The organism is Winogradskyella aurantiaca (assembly GCF_003362725.1).
In the GTDB taxonomy this organism is placed as follows: Bacteria; Bacteroidota; Bacteroidia; order Flavobacteriales; family Flavobacteriaceae; genus Winogradskyella_A; species Winogradskyella_A aurantiaca.
Genome location: NZ_QKTV01000004.1, coordinates 300,020 through 312,712, shown reverse-complemented (window position 1 = coordinate 312,712; position 12,693 = coordinate 300,020). Strand labels below are relative to the sequence as shown.

Here is a 12,693-nt window from a genome sequence, read left to right as displayed (position 1 = left end):
CCCACAGGTGATCTATACCCGAGTGAGTAATGTGATAGCCCCAGATATTTGTTTTGATGTAGGCGAGTTGACCTTACAGGTGAATCTCTTACCAGAGAGCGTACTGGAAGATAGATATGTCTTATGTGCGACAACCAATGGGACCGAGGTAGTGGTAACCCCGCCGGTGATAGACACAGGATTATCAGGAACACAGTACCGATTTGACTGGTATTACAATGGGGATCTGTTGGTGGATGAGATAGCACCGAGTATTATAGCAACCCAGAGCGGGGACTATGAGGTGGTAATCACCGACATAGGCAGTTCGCAGGTGACCAATTGTAGCAGTAGTTTTAGTACGGTAGTGATTGATAGTGATCTACCAGAGTTGACAGCAGAGGTAACCACAGAGGCCTTTTCAAGCAACCATATGATCGAGGCTATGGCCACGGGAATAGGGGTGTATGAGTACAGTCTGGATAATGGACCATGGCAAGAAGAGGGCACATTTACAAATGTGACAATAGGGGAGCATGTGATTACGGCCAGAGATAGAAATGGATGTGGATTGGTAAGTGTGACGGTAACGGTAATGGACTATCCACGCTACTTTACGCCCAATGGAGATGGCAACAATGAGCTATGGCAGATAAGTGGGATAGACAATCAAGCTAATGCAAAAATTTATATCTTTGACAGATACGGGAAACTCCTGGTAGAGCTGAGTCCAACAGGGCCAGGCTGGGATGGCACCTACAATGGAAGTCGTATGCCAAGTGATGATTACTGGTTTACGGTGAACTATACAGAACCACGGACAGGGGACCCCAAAATATTTAAAGCCCATTTTACCTTGAAACGCTAATTATTATGTTTAAAAAGTATTGGTTAATAGCATTAATCACCCTCACTACTTCGTTCGGATTTGCACAAGAGGGGGTTCCAGTTTATTCAGATTATTTGACAGATAATTATTATTTAATACACCCGTCTATGGCTGGTGTTGCTAATTGTGCTAAGATAAGACTAACAGCAAGAAACCAGTGGTTTGGTGTGGATAATGCTCCAAATTTACAAACGGTAAGTGCTAATGGTCGTGTTGGTGAAGGTCCTGTTGGTATTGGTGGTATTTTCTTCAATGACGAAAATGGTTACCATTCAACTATAGGAGGATATGCTTCTTTCGCTTACCATTTGATGTTTTCAAGAAATGAAATCGATCTTAATATGTTGTCCTTCGGTATCAATGCAGGGTTTTTACAATATACGGTAGACGAAACATCTTGGCTTGCCCCAGGTGATTTTGATCAGATTGTATCTGGTCAGGTACAATCGGCAACAAACTTCAATATAGATGTTGGCTTTTCTTATCATTATTTAGATTTCTACGCCCATGCGACAGTAAAAAATTTACTTGAGAACGATGGTATTAATTTTAATGAACAAGGTTTAGAGTTTAGAAATTTGAGAACATATCTAGTATCAGCTGGTTATGTAATAAATAAATATGGCAGTGAGTGGAGTTACGAGCCATCCATTATGTTTATGAGGCGAGACGCTACTTCCGAAAGTTCTTTTGATTTTAATTTTAAGGCATATAAAGAAATGAATTTTGGAAAAGTCTGGGGTGGATTATCTTATAGGTTGGCATTAGATAGCGCTAATGTCCTTGGTGGTGATCAGGCAGCTGGTGAAAATTTTCAAGGCATTACGCCTTTTCTAGGAATTGATTACAAGCAATTTGTTTTTGCTTATACCTATACCTATCAAGCCAATACGGTGAATTTTAATACGGGTGGATTCCATCAACTTACACTAGGTTACAACTTTGGTTGTAGAAGAAAGAAATTTGAGTGTAACTGTCCAGCCGTTAATTAAGTATTATTCACAATTTTAGTTTCAGTTATGCCGGTTATTCTTCCCGTTAAAGGTCAATTTCCAGTTATTCCATCCGATTGTTTTATAGCCGAAAATGCTACTATAGTAGGAGAAGTATCTTTGGGGATGCAATGCAGTGTTTGGTTTAACGCGGTGATTAGAGGTGACGTGCATTACATTAAAATTGGTAATAAAGTGAATATTCAGGATGGGGCTGTTATTCACGCCACATATCAGAAGTCACCCACTAATATTGGTGATAATGTTTCTGTTGGCCATAATGCCATTATTCACGGTTGCACTATTAAGGACAATGTTCTTATTGGAATGGGAAGTATTGTTATGGATGACTGTATTATTGAAAGTAATTCTATAATTGCGGCAGGTGCTGTTGTTACTAAAGGAACTTATGTGGAAGCTGGAAGTATATATGCTGGCACCCCAGCTAAGAAGATCAAAGATGTGAGTCCGGAATTATTATCAGGTGAAATCGACAGAATAGCCAATAATTACGTTACCTATTCAAGTTGGTTTGATACCTCTGAGTAAGGGTTTCGATTAAACTTCTTAAATCTTTTGTGCTATTCAATTCTTTATTTGTCATAATCATAGTAAGGTCTGAATCTTCTTCATAGAAAATGACTGGTAATTCGTGATTCTGATCTGGATATTTATTTTCAAATTCATCTTTATGCAGAAAATCCAATTCTAAAGAACTTTCTTTGCGGAATTTCTTCCAGAGTTTCTTTTCTCCAAAGGTGTGATAGGTAAGAGCACAAAGACTACAAGAATAGGTAGATGGACTTATTAATTTGTGCGCCGAGTCCATGACTGCATTTAATATTCCAGAATCTGCGTTGTAAACAAAAACTAATTTACCTGGCATAGGGTTTAAAACCTTTCTTGGGTTACTTGATATTTATGTCGGGTAATTGTCTTTATAATTTCAGGATTACCATTTGTTAGCAGGGAAACCGTTCCTTTTTTGGTAGAATTTGACAGTAATCCATTCTTTCTGAGAAGATGTTTTGTCTGCCGGGCCACGGCTTCGCCAGAATCGATTATGGTGACACTCTGTGGCAGTAACTTTGTTAGTAAAGGGATAAGATAACTGTAGTGGGTACATCCAAGCACTAAATAATCAATATTTGCTGTTATCATAGGGTCCAAGTAGGTCTGTAGGAGATCAACCATTTCTTGCGACTCTAACAGACCCTCTTCAATGAGTCTCACGATTCCCTCACCAATTTGTTCGATAACTTCAATATCGCTGGCAAAAAGATTAGATGTTTTGTGAAATAAACGACTACTCAAAGTTCCCTTAGTTGCCAGGATCCCGATGGTATTGGTTTTTGTATGTAAGGCAGCTGGTTTAATAGCTGGTTCTATTCCTACAAATGGGAGTTCATATTGTGACCTAAGGTTATCAATGGCGTTAGTGGTGGCTGTATTGCATGCTACAACTATAATTTTACATTCTCTTGCTAATAAGAATTCTGTATTCTTAATACTTAGTTCTTTAATCTCCTCAGATGATCTGTCACCATATGGAGCGTTCTTACTGTCTGCCAAGTAGATAATGTTTTCGTTGGGAAGCAAGTCATGAATTTCTTCGAGGATAGAAGTACCGCCAACGCCAGAATCGAAAATACCAATGGGTTTTGTCATCATGTAAAAATAAAAAAAGCCACTCCGATTGGAGTGGCTTCAAAGGAATTTATTCAATTGCTTAAAATCCTAATTCTTTTTTTACATCAGCCAAAAGATCTTTTCCATCAGCTAGGATTACTCCACCACCTTCGGTTGAATCAATGACATATTGGAACCCTTGAGCTCTAGCCACTTTTTGAATTGCAGCTTTGGCTTTATCTGTAATTGGTTTTAGTAATTCAAACTTTTTCTTTTCAATATCCTGCTGTGCTTGTTGCTGATATTGTGCAATACTTTGACGCATTCCATCTATTTCTACAGCACGCTTTTCATTTTCCTCTTGCGTTTGCGCTTCCGCTTCAGCTTGGTATTGCTTAGCCTTATTTTGAAGTTCAGTAAGAGAAGCTTGAATTTCAGCTTCGTAAGTCTTACCCAATTTTTGTATTTCAGCCTCAGCGGTCTTCATTTCCGGCATTGCTTCAATCAGCTCCTGAGTGTTAATATGTGCAATTTTACTCTGCGCTCCACTAAAACTTACTGCCCCAACAAAAAGCAACGTTGCAAATACTAATGATTTAAATTGTTTCATTTCTTCGTGTATTACTTGTTATATATTAATTGTTATTTACTAGTTATTATTAATTATCGTTTTCAACATTCTCTTCTTCATTTTCCTCTTTTTCCTTCTTCTCCGCCTCTTTCTTGGCCTTGGCAATTGAATCAGCTCTCTTAGCTTTTAAAGCGCGCTCGTCTCTTGCTTTTTGTCGTTGTTCCAAAATTTTCTTTTTTCGTTCCTCAAGAGCTTTTCGACGTTCTTCACGTTCTTGTAGCTTTTGTTGTCTTCTTTCTTCTTGAAGTTGCGCTGCTGTTTTTTCTGTTGATTCGGCCTCTGAGGATGCTTTATTCGTTGCTTCTTTACCAACGGATTTAGCATCAGAACCTGCTGGTGGTAACGTTGCAGCAGCACCTACAGCCGCTTTTCCTGCTGCATCTGATGACACAGAATCTTTCTGTTCTACAGGATTGTTTCTTGCATTGCGCTCATCCAATGCTTTTTGGCGTCTTGCTTGAGCTTCTGCTTTCCTAGCCTCTCTGGCTGAATCCTGAAGACGTTTTCGTTCAGCAAGGTCCGCTTCTCTTTGAGCACGTCTGTCTGAAAGTAGACTGTCTCTTTTTGCTTGCTGTGTGGCAATTTCAGTTTCTCGTTCAATTTCCTCAAAGGTCTTTGAATCGATAGCTTCTTCTTCTCTCAACGCTTTGCGTTCATCAAAACTATTAGCTTGCTTCCGTCGATCAGCGCGTGTTATGGTTCTAATTACTAAATCACTTATATCATAACGCTCGGCCGAGTAGAGCATCAAAAAATCTGAGTTTTTATCAAAAATAAAATCATACTTTCTGCGATCTGCTATGTCTTGAACGGCAGCATAAATTTGATCTTGGATCGGCTGCATAAGTTGGCGTTTTTGTAAGAACACATCGCCGTTTGGTCCAAATCGTTTTTCCTGAAAATTTAATACTTCAGCTTCTTCAAAAGCAATTTCTTCCATTCGTTCGTCATACAACTCCTTCGTCAGTAATACACTTTCGTTTTCAAGCTGTTTTTTCTTTTGCTCAATATCCTTGAGTTTGGTTTCAGCCTCCGTTTTCCATTTGGCGATTCGCTGATCCAATTGTCTTGTAGCCTCCTGATAATCGGGAATATTTTCTAAAATGTATTCAGTGTCAATATAGCCAATTCGTATACTCTTTTGAGCCTTAAGGGTATTGCAAAAGCATGCAAAAAAGAATAATAAAAAAAGAACGTTGTACTTAGTTATTTTCATTGTTGATTTAGCCTGCGCACCGTAAAAGCAAAACAAATGTGATCCCATAGGTAAAAGACGGTGCAATTATACATCAAATTAACGAAATAAATCATTAAAAATTTTGGCATCAACTTGAAAACCACAGTCTGACCTAAGAAAATACCGTGCCAAACTTAAAACTGCTGTCCAATTATAAAGTGTGTTTCCCATCCATTAGGTTGTGTTAATCCTGGTAATGGATCAAATCCATAACCAAAATCAATACCTAATAATCCAAATGCTGGCATGAATACACGTAACCCTAAACCAGCAGATCTGTTTAATCTAAACGGACTAAAATTTTTGAAATCTACAAATGAGGATCCCCCTTCTAAAAAGGTCAATCCATAAATCTTGGCTTGAGCCCCCAATGTTATTGGATATCTGAGTTCCAGCGAAAATTTGTTGTATATAGAACTTCCATCTACTGTTGATAAGGATTGGTTAGGGTATCCTCGTAGCTGAATTACTTCTCTTCCGTCTAGTGCGAAATTACCAAGTCCATCACCTCCTAAGAAGAAGCGTTCAAATGGAATTACTCCTCTGTCTTGATTGTAAGCACCGAGGAACCCAAATTCGATACTTGGTCTGAGTACTAATTTTTTTGCCAATTCCTGATACCAATCAAACTTAAATTTAACCTTGTAGAATTCCAACCAATCAAAACGTTGCTGGTCAATCTGAGCAATACGTGTAAGATCATCAGGATCTCCTGGATCTAGTAATTCACGTTCCTCAGCAAGGGCTTTATAATCTCTTCCGTCAAATAAGGAATACGGGGGAGAAAACTTAAGTGATACCAGAAAATTAGAACCTCCTAATGGATAAACTGGATCTGTATAGGTGTTGTTTCTGTTCAATGCTATGGTGTAGGAAAGGTTATTGGAGTAGCCATTTTCAAATGTAAATAACTGTGTTCTGTAGTTATTTAAATCATAGTTTTGAAAACTCAGTGCTTGAGATAGTACAAAATAATCATCAGGGTCTGATAATCGATTGGACTTACCAAATGTAATTCCTATAATATTAAAACTCCGGTCTCTATCGGCATTTCGAGATATAGGATCGAATAAAAACTGCCTCGAATAGGATAAGGATGTTGACAGTTGGGTTGGTTTTCTACCGCCAAACCATGGCTCGGCAAATGAAAAGCTAAACGTTTGAAAAAACTGACTCACTTGAAGCCTCAGAGCAAGACTTTGTCCATCTCCTCTTGGAACAGGTGTATAGGCCTCCTTATTAAATATGTTCTTAATTGAAAAATTATTAAAGGAAAGTCCTAAAGTTCCAATAAAACCTCCGCCTCCGTATCCTCCTTGGAGCTCAATTTGACTTGATCCTGCTTCTACAACTGCATATTCAATGTCAAGTGTGCCATCAACTGGGTTAGGATTTGTAATATTAGGTGTTAGTTGCTGTGGGTCAAAGAATCCGAGTGCACCTAATTCTCGTATTGTTCTAATGATATTAGCCTTACTATAAAGATCACCAGGTCTTGTTCTGATCTCACGATAGATTACTCTGTCGTTGGTAACATCGTTTCCAGTAATAGTCACATTATTAAAATAAGCAGGCTTACCTTCAATAATTCGCACCTCTAAATCAATTGTGTTGCCTTCTGCACTAACCTCCACAGCATTAATCTGAGAAAACATATAACCATTGTTCTGATACAAATTTGTCAGGTCAAGAGCATCTGGTTTACTATCATCCATGATACGCTGTCTTAATTCTACACCGTTATAGGTATCACCCGATCCAATACCCAAAATGGCGCCTAAGGTTTCATCACCGAAAACTGTATTTCCTACAAAGTCAATTTTACCATAGCGATATTGTTCTCCTTCATCAAGGTTTATAACCAATGAGATATTCTTCTTATCATGAACAATTAGTGAGTCACTTAAAATACGTGCATCGCGATATCCGTTTTCTTTGTATAAGTCAATGATATTTTTTAAATCTTCTTGATAATCCTCTTCAACGTATTTAGACCGCTTGTAGAAACGTAAAAGCATCTTCTTTTTCGTGTTCTTCATAGCACCTCTCACCTTGCTGTCTGACAAGCGATTATTACCATTAATGGTAATGGATTTCACCTTAACCTTTTCACCCTTATCAACACCAACAAACATATCAACCCGCTGTTTTTCAACAGAGTCCTGTACTTCTCTCGTGATGATATTTACTTTGGTGTTATAAAAACCCTTCTTTTGATATTTTTCTGTAAGGTAGTTTCTTGTGGTAGCAATGAGGTTTTCTGTAACCTTAACACCGGCTTTAAGGTTGTTTTCATTAAGGGTTTCTTCAATTTTACCTTTTTTAACTCCCTCCAATGTTATCTCACGTAATTCGGGTAAGTCTAGAATGTAAATTTCGACATCAGCTAAATTACCCTCAATATTAGTGAGGTAAATATCAATATTACTAAACAAATTTGAACCCCAGAGTTTGGTTACGGCAGCACCAATTTTTTCGCCACCAATTACAATCTCATCCCCTTTTCTAAGTCTAGAGAATGTAATAATAGTATTGGCGTTAAAAGATGTGTTACCAGTAACAATTATATCTCTAATGGTATACTTTTCACCCAAATTGGAAATGGTGGATTGTGCAGAAACAACTAATGACACCATAAAAAATAGTGTCATTACAAAGTGCTTTAAGAGTGATGTTATATTAAGAGGTAAGTTGTTCGCTAGTCTTTCCAAATCTACGTTCTCTATTTTGATAATTTAATATGGCCTCATATAGGTCTTCCTTCGCAAAGTCTGGCCATAAAATATCTGTAAAATACAATTCAGCGTAGGCGATTTGCCATAATAAAAAGTTACTAATTCGGTGCTCGCCACTAGTCCTGATTAGTAGGTCAACATCTGGTAAATTTTGCGTGTAAAGATGCTTATTTATAATGGATTCGTCTATAGTGTCAACTGAAATTATGTTATTTTTAACTTTAGTTGAAATATCTTTAAAGGCTTTAACAATTTCATCACGACTTCCGTAACTTAAAGCCAAGGTTAATGTCATATTCTCATTATTCTTAGTTTGATCGATAACATATCTAAGCTCTGCAATCGCATTTTTTGGTAAATCCTCCAAATGACCGATTGCTTGAAGCTTAATTTTGTTATCCTGAAGGGTCTTGATTTCTTTTTTTAACGACTTTACTAGCAATTTCATCAAGGTTTGGACCTCGAGTTTAGGTCGATTCCAATTTTCAGTCGAGAATGCGTAAAGTGTTAAGTTTTTAATTCCAATTTCAGCACTTGCTTCAACAGCTTGACGTACTGCCTTTGTGCCATTTTCATGACCAAATACCCGGACCATTCCCTTTTGCTTAGCCCAACGCCCATTACCATCCATAATAATGGCGATATGTGCTGGGAGCTTGGTTTTATTTATTTGGTCCTTTAAGGTCATAATTAGAAATTACAATAACATGGTCGTCGTCCAAAGGTATAAGTTAAAGTTAATCCCGTAAGATTATACCAGTCATTACTATTTGTATTGCCAAAACTTAGATTACTTCGTTCGGGACTATCAGGAACACTGCCGTCAATTTCATCGGAAAATGTATATCTAAAGCCAACCTCTAAAGCTAAAATAAAGTGCGTAGTAATATTGGCTTTTACACCAACTACCATTGGAATACCCCAAGCCCAACTACTGGTATTTTCTGAGGTATATATACCGTTTGCATCAAAAAAATAATTATCGTGATGCAACGCAGTAATACCTGTGTATAAATATGGTGTGACTTTTAAAGCTGAATCATGAAGGTCAAAGTCCAGAAATGTAAATTCCATACCTCCAGAGATTTCTACAGACTGGGTTTCAAAATCGTAATTTCGCTGTTGTCTTCTCGGATCACCAGACTTCGAATCTTTACCTTGTAATTTTGAAAAGATAACAGATGCTCTAAAGGAGTGTCTTGGACTTCTGTTCCATTTAGCTATAGCACCAAAAGCAAGAGAATTTGGGTTAATGTACTGCGTTGATCCTACGTCGCCAATAACATTACTGCCTCCGCCAAAAACACCAACTTCATAAATTTGAGAGTGTGATATATGAGAGACCATAAATACCGTAAAAACTAGGATGACGTGACGCATTGATTGTTAAAAGTTTGCAAATATAATAATTATGATAAGCTGATAATAATTTGACACTAAAAGGTCTTAGCTTTTAACTAATAATGACTGTTTTTATTGTTTAATTCCGCTGGTCCTCTCCCCAAAGTAGTTTTTTCCTGATTGTTTTAAGAAAGCTCTTGTCTTCCAATTCAACCAGATTTATATAAAATTCAGCTTTTTTTACAGTTACAACACAGACATTTGGAAGCGTAACAATTCTTGAATCTAAGGATATTAAATACTCTTTCTCTCTTCCAGTAACTTTTAGCTTTACAATTGTATCGTCATTAATTACTAAAGGCCTAGCATTTAAATTATGAGGCGCGATAGGTGTTAAAACAAAGTTTTTAGATTCAGGAGTAATTACGGGTCCTCCGCAACTTAACGAATATCCTGTTGAACCCGTTGGGGTAGATAATATGAGCCCGTCGGCCCAATATGAAGTTAAATACTCAGAGTTTAAGTGGGTTTCGACAGTAATCATCGAAGTTGTATTTTTTCTGCTTACAGTTATTTCGTTTAGTGCAAAATTGGTGTGTTCAATATCTTTGTTAGGTATTGACGTAGAAACGCTTAACAGGCGACGTTTTGATAGTTGGTAATTTCCATTTAGCAATTGTTCTATAGAGGTTTCAAATTGATCAAGTGATATCGTAGCTAAGAAACCTAGTCTACCGGTATTAATCCCAACAATAGGAATACCGGAATTTCTAATTAAAGTAACTGCTCTTAATATAGTGCCATCACCGCCAATGCTTATTAATAACGAGTAACTGCTGTCTAGTTCTTTATAGGTCTCAAAGGGCTCATCAGCACTCATGAGGTTATAAAAATTTTGTTCAACTAATACAGTTACATCATAGCTCTTTAAAATAGAAACCAGTGAATGAAATGTATGGGTATTGAGGTCGTTTTGAATTTGACCATATATAGCAACCTTCATATTCAAATGTTGAGATATTTATCCAAATACTTCGAGCGGTCTCTTAGACTTTCGATATAATCATCTTGCTCGTGTCCTGCAACGATTTCATAACTATATCTCCTAAATGTTTGGAGAATGTCGTTAATACCACTATCGCCTATTTTCAGTGTAATTTGAACTAAATCACTATCAATTTTAGAAATAAAGGCGCCAAAGAGCTTTGCATTATTGGACTCAACAATCTGTGCAATCTCACTAAAGGAGTAATCTTTTATACCCTTTTCGATTATAACAATTCCTCCAGGTTCTGATAAAAATGGGGTTTCATGAAACAGATGAATGAAGTCATTTAACTCATAATAGCCTAAATACCTATTATCCGAAACGTCCAAAACAGGCATGATGTTGGTGTTGTTTTGAGCAAATGCCTCTAATACATCTAACCAATTCGTCGTTGACTTTACAAAAAACCCTTCAGCTGCATAACGAAGTTCATTAATGCTTTCATTAGCATCAAAGCAATGAGCATCAGTTTCTGATATACAGCCTAAATAGACTCCATCTTGTTGCACTGGAATATGCGAATAGGTCAATTGATTAAAAGACTGCTGTAACTCACCAACCGTTTCAGTTAAATCTACAGGTTTAATATCGTTGATAATAAAATTCTCTAATTGCATGGCCCTCCTTTTCTACTACAAATTTATCATAATATCGTCAGTAAAGCACTTAGGCCTTTGTATTTTTGCACTTCAAATTATTCAGGGTATGACTAAGTTAAGTGTGAACATTAATAAAATAGCGACACTGCGAAATAGCCGTGGCGGCGATGTGCCAAATCTTTTGAAGTTTGCTCAAGATGTAGAAGGCTTTGGGGCACAAGGAATAACGGTGCACCCACGACCAGACGAACGTCATATACGGTACGCAGATGCCAGGGATTTAAAACAAGTGGTTACTACTGAGTATAATATTGAGGGCAATCCGATTCCTTCTTTCGTAGATTTGGTTAGCAGTATTAAGCCTACACAGGTAACTTTGGTGCCGGATGCTGAAGACGCTATAACGTCAAACGCTGGATGGGATACCCTCAAGCATAAATCTTTCTTAAAAGAAATGGTTGCTGAGTTTAATTCAAAAGGGATTAGGACTTCTATATTCCTGGATCCGGATTTAAAAAAGGTTGAAGGTGCTAAAGAAGTGGGAACGGACCGTATTGAACTTTACACCGAAGATTATGCACAACAATTTGCTCAAGGCAATACTTCTGCAATAGAGCCGTATGCCAAATGCGCTCAACTGGCCAACTCAATTGGATTAGGTGTTAATGCAGGTCATGATCTTTCTCTTGAGAATATCCGGTTTTTTAGAGAGAATATTGAGGGCTTACTCGAGGTGTCTATCGGTCATTCCTTGATTTCGGAAAGCCTTTATTTTGGTATTGAAAATGTTGTACAAATGTATTTACATCGCTTGCAATGAAATTACATGCTAATGTCATAGGAGAGGGGAGCCCTTTCATAATCCTTCATGGATTTTTAGGGATGGGAGACAATTGGAAAACCCTTGGGCGTCGTTTTGCTAATTTAGGATATCAGGTTCATTTAGTCGATCAGCGAAATCATGGAAGAAGTACTCATTCAAATGAATTTAACTATGATATAATGGCGCAGGATTTATTGGAATACATAAATTCAAACACTTTAGATGAGGTGACTTTATTAGGGCACTCAATGGGAGGTAAAACGGCTATGAACTTTGCAACTTCCTATCCTACTAAAGTTTCTAAACTTCTTGTTGCTGACATCTCACCTAGATTCTATCCAGTACATCATGATGCCATTCTTAAAGGTCTTTCAGCATTGGATTTCACAACAATAAGTACACGTTACGAGGCTGATATAGAGTTGAGTAAGTATGTTACTGAAATCGGTACGCGTCAATTCTTACTTAAGAATTTGTATTGGGTTGAAAAGGGAGTTCTTGGGTTAAGAATTAATCTTCCAGTACTAAAAGAGAATGTGGAAGAGGTGGGTGAAGCACTTGATAAATCATCACTTTTTTCAGGGCCAACGCTGTTCCTAAGAGGTGACAAATCAGAATACATACAGTTTGCAGATGAGGCACTCATCAAGCAACATTTTCCTAATTCTAAAATCGTCACAATTAGCAATGCTGGCCATTGGTTACATGCAGAGAATCCCCAAGAGTTTTACACTGCTGTGAGTAAGTTCGTTTAACATATTTACCTATATTTAGGTGAGAATTACAGGGT

At 37.4% G+C, this 12,693-nt stretch carries 14 protein-coding genes; 5 read left to right on the top strand and 9 right to left on the bottom strand.

Features of this window, described 5'->3' with window-relative positions:
- The 3 genes from DN064_RS09130 to DN064_RS09120 form a co-directional block, all read left to right on the top strand.
- Positions 1–847 (top strand): T9SS type B sorting domain-containing protein (locus DN064_RS09130; RefSeq protein WP_232827461.1); only part of this gene is annotated, 847 nt, incomplete at its 5' end.
- Between the two features lie 2 nt (positions 848–849).
- Complete coding sequence (locus DN064_RS09125; RefSeq protein WP_449441485.1) at positions 850–1,860, top strand: PorP/SprF family type IX secretion system membrane protein; 1,011 nt, start codon at positions 850–852, stop codon at positions 1,858–1,860.
- Positions 1,861–1,887: 27 nt separating this feature from the next.
- Positions 1,888–2,409: a gamma carbonic anhydrase family protein gene (locus DN064_RS09120; protein ID WP_115462323.1), complete on the top strand. Its 522-nt coding sequence runs from the start codon at positions 1,888–1,890 to the stop codon at positions 2,407–2,409.
- On the opposite strand, the gene DN064_RS09115 is transcribed toward DN064_RS09120, so the two are convergent.
- From DN064_RS09115 to DN064_RS09075, 9 genes are all read right to left on the bottom strand, one after another.
- Entirely contained in the window at positions 2,375–2,746 is a 372-nt protein-coding gene (locus tag DN064_RS09115; RefSeq protein WP_115462322.1) for a GTPase, read from the bottom strand. The two genes, DN064_RS09120 and DN064_RS09115, sit on opposite strands and share 35 nt — an antisense overlap.
- A 5-nt stretch (positions 2,747–2,751) precedes the next feature.
- Positions 2,752–3,531 (bottom strand): glutamate racemase, encoded by a 780-nt coding sequence (gene murI, locus DN064_RS09110; protein ID WP_115462321.1) that lies wholly within the window; start codon positions 3,529–3,531, stop codon positions 2,752–2,754.
- A gap of 58 nt (positions 3,532–3,589) precedes the next feature.
- Positions 3,590–4,099 carry an OmpH family outer membrane protein gene (locus DN064_RS09105; RefSeq protein WP_115462320.1) on the bottom strand — a complete coding sequence of 170 codons (510 nt, stop codon included), beginning with the start codon at positions 4,097–4,099 and terminating at the stop codon, positions 3,590–3,592.
- Between the two features lie 49 nt (positions 4,100–4,148).
- Entirely contained in the window at positions 4,149–5,336 is a 1,188-nt protein-coding gene (locus tag DN064_RS09100; RefSeq protein ID WP_115462319.1) for an OmpH family outer membrane protein, read from the bottom strand.
- A 155-nt stretch (positions 5,337–5,491) separates the two neighbouring features.
- Complete coding sequence (locus tag DN064_RS09095; RefSeq protein ID WP_115462318.1) at positions 5,492–8,008, bottom strand: BamA/OMP85 family outer membrane protein; 2,517 nt, start codon at positions 8,006–8,008, stop codon at positions 5,492–5,494.
- Between the two features lie 28 nt (positions 8,009–8,036).
- A complete protein-coding gene (locus tag DN064_RS09090) occupies positions 8,037–8,780 on the bottom strand; it encodes an isoprenyl transferase (RefSeq protein WP_115462317.1) in 744 nt (247 codons plus the stop codon).
- 2 nt (positions 8,781–8,782) lie between these two features.
- Positions 8,783–9,472 (bottom strand): type IX secretion system protein PorG, encoded by a 690-nt coding sequence (gene porG, locus DN064_RS09085; RefSeq protein ID WP_115462316.1) that lies wholly within the window; start codon positions 9,470–9,472, stop codon positions 8,783–8,785.
- A gap of 100 nt (positions 9,473–9,572) precedes the next feature.
- A complete protein-coding gene (locus DN064_RS09080; protein ID WP_115462315.1) occupies positions 9,573–10,436 on the bottom strand; it encodes an NAD kinase in 864 nt (287 codons plus the stop codon).
- A 2-nt stretch (positions 10,437–10,438) separates the two neighbouring features.
- Positions 10,439–11,098 (bottom strand): CBS domain-containing protein, encoded by a 660-nt coding sequence (locus DN064_RS09075; protein WP_115462314.1) that lies wholly within the window; start codon positions 11,096–11,098, stop codon positions 10,439–10,441.
- 88 nt (positions 11,099–11,186) lie between these two features.
- On the opposite strand from DN064_RS09075, the gene DN064_RS09070 reads away from it, so the two are divergent.
- Both DN064_RS09070 and DN064_RS09065 read left to right on the top strand, forming a co-directional pair.
- Positions 11,187–11,900 carry a pyridoxine 5'-phosphate synthase gene (locus tag DN064_RS09070; protein WP_115462346.1) on the top strand — a complete coding sequence of 238 codons (714 nt, stop codon included), beginning with the start codon at positions 11,187–11,189 and terminating at the stop codon, positions 11,898–11,900.
- Complete coding sequence (locus tag DN064_RS09065; RefSeq protein ID WP_115462313.1) at positions 11,897–12,658, top strand: alpha/beta fold hydrolase; 762 nt, start codon at positions 11,897–11,899, stop codon at positions 12,656–12,658. Before DN064_RS09070 ends, DN064_RS09065 begins: the two co-directional genes overlap by 4 nt.
- The last annotated feature ends 35 nt before the right edge of the window (positions 12,659–12,693 follow it).

Coding starts and splice junctions, on each gene's coding strand:
- DN064_RS09075 (WP_115462314.1), bottom strand. CDS start 11,098: ATGCAATTAGAGAATTTTATTATCAACGATATTAAACCTGTAGATTTA.
- DN064_RS09115 (WP_115462322.1), bottom strand. CDS start 2,746: ATGCCAGGTAAATTAGTTTTTGTTTACAACGCAGATTCTGGAATATTA.
- DN064_RS09090 (WP_115462317.1), bottom strand. CDS start 8,780: ATGACCTTAAAGGACCAAATAAATAAAACCAAGCTCCCAGCACATATC.
- DN064_RS09105 (WP_115462320.1), bottom strand. CDS start 4,099: ATGAAACAATTTAAATCATTAGTATTTGCAACGTTGCTTTTTGTTGGG.
- DN064_RS09065 (WP_115462313.1), top strand. CDS start 11,897: ATGAAATTACATGCTAATGTCATAGGAGAGGGGAGCCCTTTCATAATC.
- porG (WP_115462316.1), bottom strand. CDS start 9,472: ATGCGTCACGTCATCCTAGTTTTTACGGTATTTATGGTCTCTCATATA.
- DN064_RS09100 (WP_115462319.1), bottom strand. CDS start 5,336: ATGAAAATAACTAAGTACAACGTTCTTTTTTTATTATTCTTTTTTGCA.
- DN064_RS09080 (WP_115462315.1), bottom strand. CDS start 10,436: ATGAAGGTTGCTATATATGGTCAAATTCAAAACGACCTCAATACCCAT.
- DN064_RS09070 (WP_115462346.1), top strand. CDS start 11,187: ATGACTAAGTTAAGTGTGAACATTAATAAAATAGCGACACTGCGAAAT.
- murI (WP_115462321.1), bottom strand. CDS start 3,531: ATGATGACAAAACCCATTGGTATTTTCGATTCTGGCGTTGGCGGTACT.
- DN064_RS09095 (WP_115462318.1), bottom strand. CDS start 8,008: ATGACACTATTTTTTATGGTGTCATTAGTTGTTTCTGCACAATCCACC.
- DN064_RS09120 (WP_115462323.1), top strand. CDS start 1,888: ATGCCGGTTATTCTTCCCGTTAAAGGTCAATTTCCAGTTATTCCATCC.